The sequence below is a fragment of the Scytonema sp. UIC 10036 genome, assembly GCF_009725235.1.
Map to the genome: position 1 here is coordinate 54,390 of NZ_WJFC01000010.1, position 18,040 is coordinate 72,429.

Consider the following 18,040-nt stretch of genomic DNA (forward strand, 5'->3'; position numbering starts at 1 on the left):
ACTACTAGGTTATTCCTTATCTCTGATTTCTCCTTCATCCTTGGCTAGTTTTAGGGTCGAGCAAAGCACGCAAACTTTGTCCTAGAATATCAAAAGTCTGTACTGCAATTAGCAGAGTGACTCCAGGTAGTACTGCTAGCCACCAATAACCGGCTGATAAATAGCGCATTGCTTCTGAGAGTATAATTCCAATTGCAGGCGTTTCTGGGGGAAGACCCAGCCCTAAAAAGGTCAGCCCTGCTTCATGGAGAATTGCATGGGGAAACAACAAGACTAATCCCACCAAAAACTGTGGTACTAGATGAGGAAGCATATGATGGCGAGCAATCCAGAGTGGAGAATGTCCCAGTTTGGCTGAAAGTTGCACGTAGTCAGAGCTTTTTATTTGCAGCACCTCTGCTCGTAGCAATCGAGCTAAACCCATCCAATGAGTGAAAGTGATGGAGATGAATACTCCCGGTACACCACCTCCAACTGCAAAGGCAATCAGAATAATCAATACCAAATGAGGCAAGCTAAAAAACACATCTATTATCCAGGTGATAACAGCGTCTACTTTACCTCCTATTGTGGCAGAGATTGTGCCAATGGCTAAAGCAATAACAGCACTTTGTAGTGCTGTTAGCAGTCCTATTGTTAAACTAAAACTCAACCCGTGCAGGGTACGGGTGAGCAAATCTCTTCCCAGCCAATCCGTACCAAATGGGTGAGCCAAGGAAGGAGGCTGATTTTGCCAGAGCAAGTTAATCTCCAATCCTACTTTATCAGCAATTTGAGTGCCCAGTAGCAGTAGACTCAGAACTATGACACACAGACCAATGAGTATCAGCGTGCGACTTCTACGATTGCCTAAAGCGAGCGATCGCTTAAGTAAGGATTGAGGAAATGATAGTTTCATGAGAGAGTCTTTCCTATACGGATGCGAGGATCGACAATTTGATAAATGATATCAGCTAATAGATTGCCAGTGAAAACAAAGATAGCGCTGAAGAAAACAATGCCCACTAATAAAGGGACATCACTTCTTTGCGCCGCTTCAGTTGTAGCATCTCCCAAGCCGGGATAACCAAAGACTTTTTCAGCCAGTACAGAACCGCCAAACAGTTCGCTAAGAGATGCGAATTGTAGAGATACAGCAGGTAAGGCAATATTGCGTAAACCGTGATGCAGAATAAATCCTAGCTTTGTCTCTCCCTGAGCAAAAGCAAAAAGAGCGTAGTTACTGTTAAGAATTTCAATCAGTTTTTCGCGTGTATGCAATGTCATACTAGAAACCCCGATCGCGCTCAATGCAAGAGCAGGTAAGAGTAAATGATGCAGTCGCTGCCAAATAGTGACATCTTTGAAGAGAACTCCAGGTGGCGAGGCGCAGCAGATAGGAAATATATGTAAATTCACTGAGAATACAACCAGCAATAGTAACGCTATCCAAAAAACGGGAGCTGATGCTAGCGTGTAAGCATAAAGGCGAATTGCCCGATCTATCCCTGACCCTTCTTTCATTCCCGCAAGAATGCCCAGCACGAATCCCAAAATCCCAGAAAATACCCATGCTAGCGCCATCAACCACAAAGATGCAGCGAAGCGATCGCCAATTGTATCAGCCACCGATTGATTATAAGTTATCGAAGTCCCTAAATTTCCTTGCAGTAGCTGTCCCAACCACAGAAAAAAGCGCGTTGTCATTGGCCGATCTAGTCCCCAACGCTCGGCAATTAATTGCCGTTGCTCCTCGCCAACGTGAAAGACATCAGCACCAATGTAAGCATTGATAGGATCGATAGGGGATAAACTCACCAAAACGAATGTGCAAACACAAACCGTTGCTAGTAACAACAGCAGGTGCAGGAATTTTTGGAGAATAAATCGTAGGAAAAATTTCATAATAATTCTTATTGACAAATCCACTGCCATTGAGGAAGATTAGAAAAAATTGACCCTCGATAACGATTTGATTGTTGTTTGTTTTTGCCAATATCCAGGCAGTTACTGACAAAATAAGTCTTGTCGAAGTTGACCATCCACGCAGAAGCTGCATCGCCTTTAGTAGTTACACCCGTTTGCCCGTTCCACTGCACTTGTCTCCAGAATGCATTTGCTTGTTGCTCGGATTGAGATGTCATTGCCGAATCAATGGCTGCATCAACAACTGGATTGGCATAGTAACCAGGGTTTTGAGATTTTCCTCGCGCCTCCGTACTTTTATAATAAAAATGCAACTGCTGTGGTCCGCGATTGCTAGTCATATAGAGAACCACATTGCTCTGCATTCGTCGTTCGATTTCTGCCCAACTTCTCCCTTCGGGAATAATTCTGATACCTACTGGTTTAACCATTTGAGCGACAGCTAGAGCCAATCCCTGGCGATGAGCATCTTGGGCTGCATAAAGAAGCTTAAATTCTGCTTTTAATCCGCCTTTGTCTAAAATTCCATCACTGTTGGTATCTTTCCATCCTGCTTCTGCTAAGATCTGCCTTGCTTTATCGACATCAGCATCACCAATGGCTGCTGTGGGTTCAGACCAAGGCATTCCATCAGCAGGACCCGTCGCCGGAGAACCATTTCCTTCTAAGATAGAGTTGACCAAGACTTTGCGATTGATGGCGTAGTTAACCGCTCGTCGGATTGCCAAATCTGAGGTCACATCATTCCCAATGGGATAGCCCTGAGGAGTCTTTTTCCCAGTGTTAGGAGGATAAGGAAACATCAACCCTGCATGACCAACACTTTTGCTTTGATAGAGCGTCATCCCCTCAATTGGCTTTGGTGCTAAACTGTAGGGAACATCAGCAACGTGTACCTGACCTGCTCTGGCGGCAGCAAATGTAGCATCACCTCGACTGAAGAGAAAGACGACGCGCTCAATCTTGGGCTTCTCGCCGTAATAGTTGGGATTTGCTTCGATTACCACCTGTTCCCCTTCAACCCACTGCACTAATTTGTAAGGTCCCGAACCGATAGGATTGCGAGCATAGTTTGTGTTGTGAGCGTGTTTGGGAACAATACCCAAAGTTGTGAGTTCCTGTGTGAACGTAATTTGAGGTTGCTTGAGATGCAGTTCGACCTCATACTTGTTAGTGGCTATGGCTCGCTCTAAAATCCGTAAATCTCTGTTTCCTGGGCTATCTTTTGTCTTGTTGTAGGTGTAAGCAACATCTTCTGCAGTGAGGGGTTGACCATCTGTAAATTGAGCGTCTTTACGAAGAGTAAATTTCCAGACTTTGCGATCGCGACTGATGGAATAACTCTGTGCCAAATCGTTAACCAGTTCTAATTTTTCATTGCGGCTGAGTAATGTACTTTGAAACAAAAGAGGATTCGAGTAACTCCAACCGAGTGTGGGATCGAAACCTCTTCGGAACCCGTCGTACTTATCCCATCCCAGATCCACGACAATTTGACCGCTAGAACGATTGGCTCGCACTGTTGATGGTTCTTGCAAGACGGCGCTACAGCCAGCCAATCCCATTGACAGTAGGGCAAATAGAGTAGAGATTAACTTTGAGTTTGCTTCCATAGTTGTTCTCGCATCAAAATTGTACGATTACCGAGCCTAAAACTGTAAAGGGAGCCTTAGGTACTATAGAAGAGTTATCTGTATCAAAGTACTTGGCATTGGTGATATTATTGAAATTCAAACCAACTCTAATGTTGTCTGTATTATAAAAAATTGCTGCATCCGTTCTCAGGTAAGAAGGAGCATCGAACTGATTCTCCACCAAGTTAACAGCTACTTCGTCTGCATACGTCAGCCCCAATCCAAATCCCAATCCCTTTAAATTGCCGCTTTGAAGTTTATAAGTCGTCCAGAGGCTAGCACTGTTATACGGGACGCCAGGTAGACGCCTGCCTACGGGAATTCGATTGTCTTTTGTGACTTTAGCATCTGTATAAGCATAAGCAGCAATGATATTCCATCCTGGCAAAATTTCTCCTACAATATCCAATTCAACACCGCGACTTTGTTGTTCGCCCGTTGGGATGTTAAAAGTTCCAGTTGGATCTTCAGGGTCACGTGTCAACACATTCTGTCTAGTAATTTGGTATAGTGCTAAAGTTGCTGAGAGTTGTTCGCCGAAATCCTGTTTGACGCCAAACTCGAACTGCTCTCCAATCTCCGGTTGAAAAGTATCTCCCGTTCGGCTTAACCCTCGAACAGGAAAGAATCCCTGGGCGTAGTTGAAGTAAACGGAAGTGGAATCTGTTGGTTGATAGACGATACCGACGCGAGGAGAGAACTTTGTGTCTGTTTGTTCTCTTCGCACGTCCGGCTCCGGCAGTCGATTTACACTGAAAAGATGAGCAGAGTCAAAACGAATACCAGCCAGCAGTTTCAGGTTAGGAGCCAGCTCGATGAAATCCTGCAAGTAAACGCCCACACTACTGTCACGATTTTCTGAATCGGTAGTTAGGGTATAGTTACCAGGTCTAGCACCGTAGACGGGATTGAAGATATTGAGGGGAGCAAGACGAGCGTCCTCTCTCTCAAAGGGATAAGAGAATTTGCTTAATTGCACGCCAAATAGAAGATTGTGCTTCACTGAACCTGTATTAAATGTGCCAATTAAGTCATTTTGCAGGGTGTACAGTTCGTTCTTCTGAGGTCCTCGTATAGATGTACGATTCAGCGTTCGCCGATCCCGTTGCAGAACTCCACTTATTCGTTCTGCTCCAATATCGATGTCAGAAATGAGTGCAGCAAACCCTTGCCGAATTTTCCAATTGTCACTGAAGCGGTGTTCAAAATTGTAAGAAATCCAATTTGTCACCGTCGTACTTGGTGATAAATCTGGTTCGCTAAAATTCCGGCTTCTGGGTAAATCTAGATACTCTGGCTGTGCTGATATGCTCCCCCCGTACCCCGCAGAGAAGAGTCTGTTGGTTGTTTGATAGTATTCGTACTCTAAGGAGAGTGTTGTTTGCGGACTTATACGCCAAGTAATTGCAGGCGCAATAAAATAATCTCTGTTATAAAGAAAATCGACAAAGCTATTGGAATATTCAAAAGAAGCATTCAGACGGTAAGTCACAGAGCGATCGTTCGTTAAAGGACCGCCAAAATCCAGCGTTGGTCGATATAAATCATAACTACCAACCTGGAACCCAATCTCATAAAACGGATCGTCTAGTGGCTTTTTTGTAATTGTATTTATCACACCACTAAAGGGAATATTTCCGCCGTAAAGTACGGAAGCGGGACCTTTAAGAACCTCTATGCGATCTACATTTGCAAAGCCGTGAGTACTTTCGTCTGGAAGACCATTGCGAAGATTCCTATAACCCCGAGCGAAACCGCGCACTCGGTAGCCAGTTGAAAATGGAAAGCCAACGAATCGCCTGACACCACTCACGTTATCAATGGCGTCTTCCACGCGTGTCAATCCTCTGTCTCGAAGTACCTGTTGCGGTACGACTTGAATGGATAAAGGAAGATCTCGCAACGGTACTTCTATCCTTGTACCAGCTGTCGCTGTAGAACGTCGATATCCGTCTTGCTCACCTGTCACCACCAGTTCAATTGGTTCTTCACCAGAAGCCGATGGTTTAGATGGTGGTGTTTCACTACTTGGCTGAGGCGATTCTTCTTCGTCTCTTTCTATAGGTGGGGAGGGGCTAGGGGTAGGTTTCTGTGCTGAGGACGCAGATGCTATCACCGCTAAGATGAAGCCTTCATCGCTGTCATACAACTCAACTTTTGGTGAATTGGTTTCACCTGTTATTGTTAGCAAGATACTATTAGCATCCTGATTTTTGATTGTTACTTCAGCAATTCCCGCAATTGGCTTTTCCGAACGTAAGAAATTACCACTAGCTAGTTGTAATTGAGCATTGGGGATCAGAGCAGTCAGGGTATTGCCTTCACTTTTGAGTGTTGTTTGCAGCTTGTCAGAGATAGACGTTTCTAAAATCACTTCTAAACCGCTCTGAGTTGGCTTCAGCCTCACCCCTGTCACTTGAATAATCTGACTTGTTGGAGCTTGTTGCTGTGCTATTACCCACTCCTTAACACTCTTGTAAGGATGTTCGATATGTGATAAACGGCGTATCTGTGTGATAGGAACAAAAGATTCTGCTCTATTGTTTGTTTTTGCGATGTTATCTCCTGCCAAAACTTGCCGATTGGCGATCGCTACTATGACTACAGCTAGCCCTAAATTCTTCAGTAGATGCAATTGATTCATCAAGTTCTCACACCACAATTGTTTGAACAAAAAAGAACATCCAACCCCTAAACGGAGTTGGTTGGCGTTAACAGATATAATGCGTGCTCTGTTACTCAATCTATATTTATATCACGCTTGCCCAGAATGAGAATTATTTTACATAACTTTGAAATTCACAGAACAAATAGCAAGCAATCAAAATTTTAGAACGAAATCTAAGACATTACTAACAAATAGTTTTTTTAACTATTCCTAGTTGCAAAAAATATTTCATTATAAGTTAAGCTGTTGTCTATGTCAAAAGACAAGCTGTCAAACTTGATGTTATTTTGAGTATAGCGTCTTTGAGGAGCAATATTGGCTGTTGAGGTTTTCTCTGGCTAGGGTTTTTCTTTACTTGCTATGAGTTTCTAGTCGATCGTACTATCTTGTTTATAAAAAAAAGAAATGAAAATTAAAAAAGTGATAACAATTCTCTATGAAAGATTGCTAAATACAGGAAATCTGTCATACCATCATTAAGGTTGCTAAAAAGCCTTAAATCTCGACCTTGTAATTTTTCTCTGAAAGGAAAATATTATTGCAGGAGCATCATTAACAATAACGGTGAGATAACAAATCGCTGAATTTTTCCAGAATTTGAGATTTTCTAATATCTTTATCACTCGATAGCAAGTTTTCATCATTCTTGTTATGCGTTATTCTGCAAGAAGTTTAAATAGTCAAGGCAATACTTTTTATGAAGGATAACTGATTTCTCTCTAATCTCTAACTTAAACATAGTAGGATGGTACTTTTAGGAGATAAGTTAGTGCAGTGAAGTTGCTCTTTCAACCTTCAGTAGAAACTCGCATTTCTGCTGCTTCATAGGTTAAATTCTCTCAAGCTGAAGACCAACTGTTCTTTGTAACTAGCTACAGTTATATCCCAAGAAATATTTTCAATTCTCTAGCTATCTTTAATATTTCTATTTCCGGTACGTTGTACGCAACAGACTCTTATTAACCATGAGCAAACACCTTTTCGAGCTACCAGTTCAGTTTTCCACGTTGATCGAACTTCTCCATTGGAGAGCGCAAGAGCAGCCTAAGCAGAAAGCCTATTCTTTTTTAATTGATGGCGAGGTAGAAAGAAATCATATTACATACGGTGAACTCGATTGTCAAGCTCGAGCAATTGGTGCTTTGCTTCAAAGTTGTGGAGTCGTCAGTGGAGAGCGTGCCTTGCTGCTCTACCCTGCGGGATTAGAATACATTGCTGCGTTTTTCGGCTGTCTGTATGCAGGGGTGGTTGCTGTACCTGCTTATCCGCCTCGACGCAATCAGCACCATTACAGGCTCCAAGCGATCGCAGCAGATGCACAAGCAACTGTAGCACTCACAACCACGAAGATTTTGGTTGAAATGGAGCGTCAGTCGATCCAGTCTCCAGAACTCAATGATATACAGTGGCTAACCATTGACAGTATTCCGAGCGGTTTAGAAGAAAGCTGGCAGGAGACTGCTGTAAATAAAGATACTTTAGCTTTTCTTCAGTACACGTCGGGTTCCACGGCGACACCAAAGGGCGTGATGGTAAGCCATGGTAATATTCTGCATAACGAACGCATTATCCAACAAGCCATGCAGCACACGGAGAAAACAATCTTCGTGGGTTGGCTCCCCCTTTTTCATGACATGGGTTTAATCGGAAATATGCTTCAGCCCCTGTACTTGGGGATTCCGTGCATTCTCATGTCTCCCGTGGCTTTTCTACAAAAACCCGGACGCTGGCTACAAGCTATTTCCCGATACAAAGCGACGACAAGCGGTGGTCCCAATTTCGCCTACGACCTGTGTGTCAGCAAGATAACTCCCTCTGAGCGAGCGTCTTTCGACCTTAGCAGCTGGGAAGTGGCTTTTAACGGATCTGAGCATATCCGTGCCCAAACCCTCGATCGCTTTGCCACAACCTTTGAGTCTTGTGGGTTTCGCCGCGAAGCTTTTTATTCTTGTTACGGCATGGCAGAAACAACTCTAATTGTTTCTGGTGGCTTCAAGGCGGCTCCACCCGTGATTCTGTCTGTCCAACAAACAGCACTGGCGCAAAATCGGATTGTTCCCGTAACTTCAAAGGAGGTAGGTGCTCAAACGCTCGTGGGTTGCGGTCAACCCCTGCAAGATCTACAGATTGTTATTGCCCATCCCGATACGGCGCTCCGTTGCGCCCCGGATGAAGTGGGTGAGATTTGGGTAGCGGGTCCTAGTGTGACTGGTGGCTACTGGAACCGAACCGAGCAAACCGAGCAAACTTTCCGAGCATACCTAACAGAGAGTCGGGTTTGCGAGAGCGTCTTTAGAGGAGAAAGTCCGTTTTTACGCACTGGAGACCTGGGATTTCTGTGGGAGGGCGAACTATTCGTGACTGGTCGCCTTAAAGACCTAATCGTCATCCGAGGTCGCAATTATTACCCACAAGATATTGAATGGACGATAGAACAAAGCCACCCCGCACTGCAACCTGGTGGTTGTGCGGCGTTTTCAATTGAGGTTGCAGGTGTTGAGCGGTTGGTAGTGGCTGGTGAAGTGAAGCGCAATTACCTCCGGAATCTGGAAGTTGATGAAGTCATTAAAGCCATTCGTCAGGCGGTGGCTGAAGAACACGAGCTACAAGTTTACGGGGTGTTGCTGCTTAAAACTGCAAGCATTCCAAAAACTTCCAGTGGCAAGATTCAACGATATGCCTGTAAAGCTGGCTTTATGAATGGAAGTTTAAATGTTGTAGGAAGCAATGTCTTTGAATCGTATACTCCAGGAAACACAACAACGTTAAAGAGCGAAGTCCTCTTGGCACTGAAACCTGAAGAGCGTTTTCTAAAACTAGCGTCTTATCTCCAGGCGCTCTTGGCTCAGGTTCTTAAGGTAACCCCGCTTCAGTTGGATTTTCAGCAGCCCTTGAGTACTTTAGGTCTTGACTCCTTAATGGCTATTGAACTCAAAAACAACATTGAAACAAATCTGGGTGGGGTTTTATCCATAACCGATTTCTTACAGGGTTCTAGTATCGACCAGCTTGCAAACGAAGTACTTGCCCAGTTAATGGCATCTAGCTTTCCCCAACAAACGGCTCTCGTTCCAACCTCCAAAGCAAATGCTGAAAATTCTCTTTCCTACGGTCAGCAAGCCTTATATTTTCTGCACCAGTTGGCACCAGAAAGCCCAGCATACAATATTGTATGTGCAATCCGCCTTCAGGGAGATTTAGATATTCCGGCATTGGGTCGTGCGTTTCAAAGCTTGGTGAATCGTCATCCAACATTACGAACCACGTTCACCAGTGTCTCAGGGGAACCCGTTCAGCTGATTCACGAACATTTAGAAGTTTGTTTCCAGCACGAAGATGTTTCAACCTGGAACGAGGCATTCTTGAACGATCGCCTAATTGAAGAAGCCCATCGTCCCTTTAATTTAGAGCAGAACCCTTTGTTACGGGTCAGCTTATTCACGCGATACTTCCAAGAGGAGCCGTGCCATGCGCGATCGCCACAAGAACATACTTTACTGCTAGTACTGCATCACATTATCGCTGACTTCTGGTCTGGTGCAGTGTTAATGCACGAGCTGGGAAGACTGTATCAAGCGCATAAGGCTGGTACAACAGCGACTCTTAGTCAAACAGCGCTACAGTACACCGAGTATGTTTGCTGGCAGAAAGCTATGGTGGAAAGCCCAGAAGGTGAAAGGCTTCGGACATACTGGCAGAACCAACTGGCTGGGGAATTGCCAGTGCTGAATCTACCCACTGACCGACCTCGACCACCCATCCAAACCTATTGCGGTGCTTCTATAAGTTGCAAGTTGAGCGCCGCACTGACCCAAAAGCTGAAAAACTTCAGCCGCGATCGCGGAGTTACTCTCTACATGACTTTGCTAGCAGCCTTTCAAGTGCTACTTTACCGCTACACAGGTCAAGAAGATCTGCTGGTGGGATCTCCTACAATCGGTAGAAATCTAGCTGATTTGGCTGAGCTAGTGGGATACTTTGTTAATCCAGTAGTTCTGCGAGCAGTTCTTTCTGGAAACCCAACGTTTGAGGCGTTTCTCGTTCAAGTGCGCTCCACTGTACTCAATGCCTTCAAGCACCAGGATTACCCCTTTGCACGACTCGTTGAGCAATTACAGCCGATGCGAGATCCAAGTCGGTCACCGCTATTTCAAGTGATGTTTGTCTTGCAAAAAACACACCTGCATGGGCAAGAAAGTTTGGCAGCCTTAGCCCTAGGGGAAACAGGGGTAAGAATAAAACTAGGGGAGCTTGAATTGGAGTCCCTAGGCTTGGAACAGCGGATTGCTCAGTTCGATCTCACCCTAATGACGGCTGAGGTAAAGGGAGCGCTATCTGCTTCTTGGCAATACAATACAGACTTGTTCGATGCTGCTACCATTGCCCGAATGGCAGATTGTTTTCAAACTTTATTAGAAGGTATTGTCGCCGCTCCACAGCAGCGTGTTTGTGCTTTGTCACTCCTGACTGAGTCTGAGCAGCACCAGCTACTGCGGGTGTGGAATGCTACTTTAGCAGATTATAATATAGATTCCTGTCTTCATCAATTGTTTGAGACTCAAGTAGAGCGGACACCGGATGCAGTGGCGGTGGTGTTTGAAGAAAAACAAATGACTTATCAGGAACTCAATCAGCGAGCCAATCAGTTGGCGCACCATCTGCAAGTTTTGGGAGTGAAGCCGGAAGTCTTGGTTGGCGTCTACCTAGAGCGCTCTTTAGATATGGTGGTAAGTATCTTGGGAATTCTCAAAGCAGGTGGGGCTTACGTCCCTCTAGATCCCACCTATCCTAAGGAACGCTTGGCTTTTATGCAGGAGGATGCCCAGGTTTCGGTGCTGTTGACTCACGAGAAGTTTGTTGAGGAATTGCCCGAGCACAAAGTACCTGTAGTTTGCGTGGACAAAGACGGTGAGGTTTACGCCCTGGAAAACGCGGACAACCCGGTCAGCCCGGTAACGACTAACAATTTGGCTTATGTCATCTACACCTCTGGCTCGACCGGCAAGCCTAAGGGGGTCATGAACACCCACAGAGGAATCTGTAATCGTTTGCTTTGGATGCAAAATACCTACCAATTAACAACGGTAGATGGGGTGTTGCAAAAAACACCTTTTAGCTTTGACGTCTCGATTTGGGAATTCTTTTGGCCACTGATAACTGGAGCGCGTTTGGTGGTTGCTCGCCCAGGAGGTCATCAAGATAGTAACTACCTCGTTAAGCTCGTGCAAGAGCAACAAGTCACAACAGTCCATTTTGTCCCCTCCATGCTGCAACTGTTTTTAGAGGAATCGGATGTTGAGACGTGTAACAGTCTAAGGCAGGTTATGTGTAGTGGAGAAGCACTACCTTTCCAACTGCAAGAGCGCTTTTTTGCACGTTTGAATGCACAATTGCATAATCTTTACGGACCGACGGAAGCTGCTGTTGATGTCACTTTTTGGGCTTGCGAGCAACAGAGTCGCAAACGCACTGTCCCCATTGGTCGCCCCATTGCCAACACGCAGATTTATGTGCTAGATGCTCACTTACAGCCAGTTCCCATTGGCGTCCAAGGAGAACTGCATATCGGTGGCGCAGGTCTAGCACGCGGTTATCTCAACCAACCAGAACTCACGGCTCTGAAATTCATTCCCAATCCTTTTAGTAACGAACTGGGAGCACGCTTGTATAAAACGGGTGACTTGGCACGCTACCAACCGGATGGCACCATTGAGTATCTTGGGCGAGGAGACCACCAAATCAAGCTTCGAGGTTACCGCATTGAAATGTTGGAGATTGAAGCCGTTTTGAGTCAACACCCAGCCGTGCGGGAAGTCGTTCTGCTTGTGCAAGAAACTAATTATAATGAAGAACGCCGAGAGTTCACTCTGCTTACCAAACAGACGAATGGCATCACTAGTTTGCGGCGCTTTTTAAAAGGGGAATTGACTGAATTTGAGGTGAAGCCTGCTCTCCAGCGACTTGTTGCTTATTGCGTCACCTATCAGCCAGTACCCACCACTTCGGAATTGCGCCGCTTTCTCGGAGAAAAACTGCCTGAATACATGATTCCTGCGGCTTTTATAATGGTAGATGCACTTCCGTTGACACCAAATGGAAAGATAGATCGGCTCGCGCTACCAGATCCCAGTAAAGCCAGACCTGAACTGGAAAAAGCATTTGTAGCTCCTAGTAATAAAATAGAAAAAATATTAGCAGAAGTTTGGAGCCAAGTGCTTGGTATTGACCAGGTAGGGATTCACGACAACTTTTTTGAGTTGGGAGGGGATTCTATCCGTAGCATCCAAGTGGTAGCCAGAGCCACTGCAAGAGGTTTAGTCTTCTCGCTTCAGCAAATTTTCCAGCATCAAACGATTCACAAACTGGCTCTTGAACTGACTTTTGCTGAACTCAGTTCATTCTCAATTGGGAAAACAGAGGCGTTCAGCTTAATATCTGAAGTTGAGCGGCAAAAACTACCCAGTGATATAGAAGATGCCTATCCCTTAAGCAGAGTCCAGACTGGTATAATCTTCCACAGCCAGTACAGCCCTAACTCATTGATGTATCATGACGTCTTTCAATACCATCTACGCGTCCGTTTCGACGTTGAGTTATTGCAAAGGGCTGTGCAGCAGCTTGTCAATCGCCACCCTATCTTACGTACCTCGTTTGATTTGATCCACTTCACCGAACCTCTGCAACTAGTCCATAAGACGGTTTGTATCCCTTTGCAGGTGGAGGATTTGCGCTCTTTATTACCAAATCAACAAAATGTTGCGATCGCAACCTGGATAGAAGCTGAAAAAAACCAGCGTTTCGACTTAACCAGCCCGCCACTTATCCGCTTTTTCGTTCATCGCCTCACGGATGACACCTTTTATTTAACTTTGAGCTGCCACAACTCTATTCTTGATGGATGGAGCAAAGCTTCTTTGCTCACAGAATTGCTGCCCTGTTATTGTGCTTTTCTGAAGGCAGAAGTCTATTCCATAGAATCACCGCCGACAATTTCATACCGAGATTTTGTTGCCTTAGAACGCACGATACTTGAGTCTCCAGAACATAAGGCTTATTGGACTCAAAAATTAAAGGGTTCTATCACGACGAAACTGCCGAGATGGTCTTCTTCTCGATCTGTAACAGACCAGTCCGAAATTGGAGTTCTAGATGTCCCCATTTCCCCGGATGTTTCCAATGGACTCAAGAAACTAGCACGTAGAGCAGAAGTTCCACTTAAAAACGTTTTGCTTGCTGCACACCTTAAAGTCATGAGTTTGCTTAGCAGTGAAGCGGATGTCCTGACGGGTCTTGAGTCTAATAGTCGGCTAGAGGAGGCTGATGGAGAAAAGACACTGGGAACCCATACTAACACTGTGCCTCTTCGCCTAAAGTTGACGGTCGGAACTTGGATCGACTTAGTGCAACAGGTTTTTGCAGCTGAACAAGAACTGTTACCCTTCCGGCGCTATCCCTACTCTGATTTGCAAAAGCTTGGTGGACGTCAGCCCCGACAGCCCCTTGTTGAGACTGTTTTTAATTATACTCATTTTCATGTTTATCAGAACCTTAAAGATTTGAAAGATGTGGAAATTTTAGGGGGACAGGGTTTTGGAGAAAGCAATTTCACCCTTAGAGTAGAGTTCAATCGAAACCATGTTTCAGATCGCATACAACTCGACTTAGAGTGCAAATTAGCGGACATAAACAGCGAACAATTAGAGGCTATTGGTAGCTATTACATCGAAACTTTGACTGCAATGGCGGCAAAACCTTTTGAACACCATGAAGATAAATGTCTTCTCCCAGTTTCGGAACAAAATCGGTTACTAGTCGATTGGAATGACACCGCAACTGAATATCCGGAAGACTTGTGTATCCACCAACAGTTTGAGCTGCAGGTACAACGAACCCCCGATGCGATTGCTGTGGTTTTTGAAGATGAGCAACTGAGCTATCAAGAGCTGAATTGTCGAGCCAATGCACTTGCACATTACTTACGGCGTATCGGAGTTGGTCCCGATGTGTCGGTGGCTCTTTGTGTGGAGCGCTCTTTAGAGATGGTTGTAGGAATTCTTGGAGTCCTCAAGGCAGGTGGAGTTTACGTTCCTATAGATCCAGCTTATCCAAAGGCTCACCTCGCTTTTGTGCTGGAGGATGCTCGGGCACCAGTTCTGCTAACTCAGGCACGGTTGGTCACTGAACTCTCTACTCATGGAACTCGGATCGTATGCTTGGACTCAGAGCGTGCTATTCCAGCACAAGAAAGCTCAGACAACCCCATTTGTAACACTGCTACAAAAAATCTTGCTTACGTAATTTACACCTCAGGCTCTACGGGTCAACCCAAGGGAGTGCAGGTTACCCACCAGAACTTAGTCCACTCCACTAATGCTCGGATAACTTATTATTTAGAGTCTGTTATTAATTTCTTATTAATTCCCTCGTTCGCCTTTGATAGTTCAGTTGGTACCATCTTCTGGACACTTTGTCAAGGAGGAACTCTAGTGCTGCTTAAGGAGGGTTTGCAAAAAGACATTTGGCAGATAGCAAAACTAATCAAGAAACATCAGGTTTCACACTGGTTAAGCGTTCCTTCTCTTTATGCGGCTCTTTTAGCACACATAGAACCTATTGAGCTTACTTCTTTACGCACCGTTATTGTTGCTGGAGAATCTTGTTCACCTGAGTTAGTTAAACGTCACCAGGATCTGTTACAGCATACATCTTTATTCAATGAATATGGTCCAACAGAAGGAACAGTCTGGAGCAGTGTATATAATTGTCAAAACCATAATTTGAAGAATACTGTTCCTATCGGTCGCCCAATCGCCAACACCCAAATATATTTGCTGAATTCTTATGGACAACCAGTACCAATAGGAGTTCTCGGCGAACTGCATATTGGTGGTCCTGGTGTGGTTAGAGCGTATTTCAACCGCCCTGAACTAACTGCTGAAAAGTTTATTCCCAATCCGTTTAGTAAAGAACCAAGCGAACGCTTATATAAAACAGGAGATTTAGCACGTTACACGAGCGATGGCAACATTGAGTTTATCGGGCGCATCGACCATCAAGTCAAGCTCAGGGGGTACCGCATCGAACTGACGGCGATTGAAACAATGTTGCACCAAAACCCAATTATTAAAGAAGCTGTTGTTTCGATCCGGCAGGATAAGTCGGACAGCCAACGCTTAATTGCCTATGTAGTGCCAAAAGGCAAGCCTGTTCCTAAAACTGAGGAATTGCGAAGCTTTTTGAGGCAAAAGCTACCGGAGTACATGGTACCTACTGCTTTTGTGATTTTAAATGCCTTGCCATTAATGCCAAACGGTAAAGTCGATCGCCAAAACCTCCCAGCCCCTGAGAGGACACAGTCTAAGGATGAAACAATGGCTCAAATTTTAAAAAGGCTAGAGGAGCTTTCAGAAGAAGAAGTCAGAGCAATGCTTTCTAAAAAGAAGCCAACAGTTAATTAAAACTTATGACTATTGTTGAGAACAAAGGAAACGAAAAATGAGCGACGATCTATTAAAACGTTTTGCTCAGCTTTCTCCAGAAAAGCGTGAACTTCTGGAAATGCTGATGAAGGAAGAAGCGACAGAACAACAAGCACCTGTTGTAGCACCCCGCACACCTGTTGAAGAGACACTGGCGAATATCTGGGCTCAAGTACTTGGGCTAAAGCAGGTAGGTATACACGATCACTTTATAGAATTGGGAGGAGATTCAATTCAAAGTATTAAAATCACTGCCAAAGCTATTAAAGCAGGTATCCAATTGAGTATCAATGATATCTTTGATTATCCAACAATTGCGGAGTTGGCAACAGTTGTGGATACAACTTTGTTTCGTGAGGGAGAACGCGATCCACAGCCGGAAGAGGTTCCTGTGATACCTATCCAATCAACTGATTCAGAAAGTTTCACACCAACAAACTTCCCAGAAGCCGAGTTGAGTCAGGAATAACTCAGTAAGCTTTTCAAAAAACGTATTTAAAAGCATGCCCAAGCAAGAAGGAGCTTCAGCTATGGAAGCTGAAAATACTATAGACTATCTACAGCCATTTAAGTACTTCCCTTTAGTTATACAACCAAAGGGGCAAAATTTCGATCTGGTTACGTGGACTCAAAGTAATATAGAATTCATAGAGAAACAAATCTTAAAGCACGGAGCAATTCTCTTCCGAAATTTTGATGTTAACGACCTATTGGTATTTGAAAAGTTTATGCGAGTGATTTCTCCAGAACTACTGGAATACCGAGAACGCTCAACACCTCGAACAGAACTTGAAAGCAATATTTATACCTCAACTGAATATCCTGCTCGCGAACATATCGCCTTACATAATGAATTTTCATATGCTTACACTTGGCCAATGAAAATTTGTTTTCACTGTGTTAAGTCAGCTACTCAGGGAGGTGAAACTCCTATCGCTGATTGTCGGAAGGTTTTTCAAGCAATTAACCCAAAAATTAGAGAACGATTTATACAACAAAAGGTCATGTACGTCCGAAACTACGGTAGTGGTATAGACCTTTCCTGGCAAGAAGCATTTCAGACAAAAGACAAGTCACTCGTTGAGGAGTATTGCCATAAAGCTCCAATGGAATTTGAGTGGAAAGATGACAATCGTTTGAGAACTCGTCAAGTGCGTCCAAGTGTTGCAAGGCATCCAAAGACACAAGAAATGGTTTGGTTTAATCAAGCTCACTTATTTCATATATCAAACTTGGAATTAGAAGTGCGTGAAGCGCTGTTAGAACTGTTTAAAGAGGAGGATCTCCCACGTAATACTTATTATGGTGACGGCTTTCCCATAGAAACCTCTGTATTAGATGAAATTCGTGAGGCTTATCAGCAAGCATCTATGAGTTTCCCTTGGCAGGAAGGAGATGTGTTATTGCTTGACAATATGTTAGTGGCACATGGACGAAAGCCATTTGTGGGGACACGAAAGATTGTGGTGGCTATGGGAGAAGCTTTTACGCAAGAAGATTGTGAGTCGTAAGTCACTAAAATAATGAAAAGAATGAAAAAACAAGAACTAACTGGTTTTGGCAACCTTGATGATACAGCAAACCCGGACTGCTTTGTGTTTTACCTAGACGCGATCGGCGCGCTGAAATCTGTGCAGGCTTACAAAGAAAAGACATTTACTTGTTTAGAGATAAAAGAAGGTCATCACATTCTTGACGTAGGCTGTGGAACGGGTGATGACGTGCGAAGGCTAGGACAAAAAGTGGGAAACACTGGTTATGTTGTGGGAGTAGACAACAGTGAGACAATGGTTACAGAAGCCCAAAGAAGAAGCGAAGGGTTAGGTTTGCCAGTTAAATACCGCGTATGCGACGCTCACAGTCTTGAGTTTCCCGATAATACATTTGATTGTTGTCGTGCTGACCGAACCTTCCAGCATTTGAAAAATCCTCGCAAAGCTTTAGCTGAAATAGTGCGCGTAGTCCGTTCAGGAGCGCGAATTGTCATCTCTGAGCCTGATTGGGAAACTCTGGTAATAGATGCTAGCGATCGCACCTTAACCCGTAAGATATTAAACTTTCATTGTGATAGTTCTTGTAACGGCTGGATTGGACGGCAATTACCTGCTCTATTCAAGGAAACTGGGTTGAAGGACATCGGTGTCGATACCAATACTTTGATGCTAACCGATTGTACCTCAGCAGATAAACACTTGGGAGTCCTTAGTGCCGCTATAAGAGCGCAACAAGTAGGTGTAATCTCAACAAACGAGACTGCCAACTGGATAAGTCATTTAGAGCAAGCAAGTCAGGCTGGTCGTTTCTTTTGCGCCATTACAGGCTTTTCCACCTTTGGTTGTAAGCCTTAACAGGGC

General features: G+C 44.5%; 8 protein-coding genes. 4 read left to right on the forward strand and 4 right to left on the reverse strand.

All coding sequences use genetic code 11. From position 1 onward, the window contains the following. Positions 1 to 34 precede the first annotated feature (34 nt). Genes F7734_RS06980 through F7734_RS06995 form a run of 4 tightly spaced genes read right to left on the reverse strand, consistent with a single transcriptional unit; the run spans position 35 to position 6,183 of the window. The gene (locus F7734_RS06980; RefSeq protein ID WP_155743992.1) at positions 35 to 898 is read right to left on the reverse strand and encodes an ABC transporter permease; all 864 of its coding nucleotides are present in this window, start codon (positions 896 to 898) and stop codon (positions 35 to 37) included. Then, a complete protein-coding gene (locus F7734_RS06985) occupies positions 895 to 1,884 on the reverse strand; it encodes an ABC transporter permease (protein WP_155743993.1) in 990 nt (329 codons plus the stop codon). The genes F7734_RS06980 and F7734_RS06985 overlap by 4 nt, the downstream gene beginning before the upstream one ends. Before the next feature lie 8 nt (positions 1,885 to 1,892). Then, complete coding sequence (locus tag F7734_RS06990) at positions 1,893 to 3,518, reverse strand: ABC transporter substrate-binding protein (protein ID WP_155743994.1); 1,626 nt, start codon at positions 3,516 to 3,518, stop codon at positions 1,893 to 1,895. A gap of 13 nt (positions 3,519 to 3,531) precedes the next feature. Beyond that, the gene (locus F7734_RS06995) at positions 3,532 to 6,183 is read right to left on the reverse strand and encodes a TonB-dependent siderophore receptor (RefSeq protein ID WP_155743995.1); all 2,652 of its coding nucleotides are present in this window, start codon (positions 6,181 to 6,183) and stop codon (positions 3,532 to 3,534) included. Between the two features lie 989 nt (positions 6,184 to 7,172). On the opposite strand from F7734_RS06995, the gene F7734_RS07000 reads away from it, so the two are divergent. From F7734_RS07000 to F7734_RS07015, 4 genes are read left to right on the forward strand one after another with little or no spacing between them, the layout of a single operon-like run. Further along, complete coding sequence (locus F7734_RS07000) at positions 7,173 to 15,665, forward strand: non-ribosomal peptide synthetase (RefSeq protein WP_155743996.1); 8,493 nt, start codon at positions 7,173 to 7,175, stop codon at positions 15,663 to 15,665. A 37-nt stretch (positions 15,666 to 15,702) separates the two neighbouring features. Beyond that, the gene (locus F7734_RS07005) at positions 15,703 to 16,155 is read left to right on the forward strand and encodes a phosphopantetheine-binding protein (RefSeq protein ID WP_155743997.1); all 453 of its coding nucleotides are present in this window, start codon (positions 15,703 to 15,705) and stop codon (positions 16,153 to 16,155) included. Positions 16,156 to 16,189: 34 nt separating this feature from the next. Continuing rightward, the gene (locus tag F7734_RS07010) at positions 16,190 to 17,197 is read left to right on the forward strand and encodes a TauD/TfdA family dioxygenase (RefSeq protein WP_155743998.1); all 1,008 of its coding nucleotides are present in this window, start codon (positions 16,190 to 16,192) and stop codon (positions 17,195 to 17,197) included. A 21-nt stretch (positions 17,198 to 17,218) separates the two neighbouring features. Continuing rightward, positions 17,219 to 18,034 carry a class I SAM-dependent methyltransferase gene (locus F7734_RS07015; protein ID WP_155743999.1) on the forward strand — a complete coding sequence of 272 codons (816 nt, stop codon included), beginning with the start codon at positions 17,219 to 17,221 and terminating at the stop codon, positions 18,032 to 18,034. Positions 18,035 to 18,040 lie beyond the last annotated feature (6 nt).

Coding starts and splice junctions, on each gene's coding strand:
- F7734_RS06980 (WP_155743992.1), bottom strand. CDS start 898: ATGAAACTATCATTTCCTCAATCCTTACTTAAGCGATCGCTCGCTTTA.
- F7734_RS06985 (WP_155743993.1), bottom strand. CDS start 1,884: ATGAAATTTTTCCTACGATTTATTCTCCAAAAATTCCTGCACCTGCTG.
- F7734_RS06990 (WP_155743994.1), bottom strand. CDS start 3,518: ATGGAAGCAAACTCAAAGTTAATCTCTACTCTATTTGCCCTACTGTCA.
- F7734_RS06995 (WP_155743995.1), bottom strand. CDS start 6,183: ATGAATCAATTGCATCTACTGAAGAATTTAGGGCTAGCTGTAGTCATA.
- F7734_RS07000 (WP_155743996.1), top strand. CDS start 7,173: ATGAGCAAACACCTTTTCGAGCTACCAGTTCAGTTTTCCACGTTGATC.
- F7734_RS07005 (WP_155743997.1), top strand. CDS start 15,703: ATGAGCGACGATCTATTAAAACGTTTTGCTCAGCTTTCTCCAGAAAAG.
- F7734_RS07010 (WP_155743998.1), top strand. CDS start 16,190: ATGCCCAAGCAAGAAGGAGCTTCAGCTATGGAAGCTGAAAATACTATA.
- F7734_RS07015 (WP_155743999.1), top strand. CDS start 17,219: ATGAAAAAACAAGAACTAACTGGTTTTGGCAACCTTGATGATACAGCA.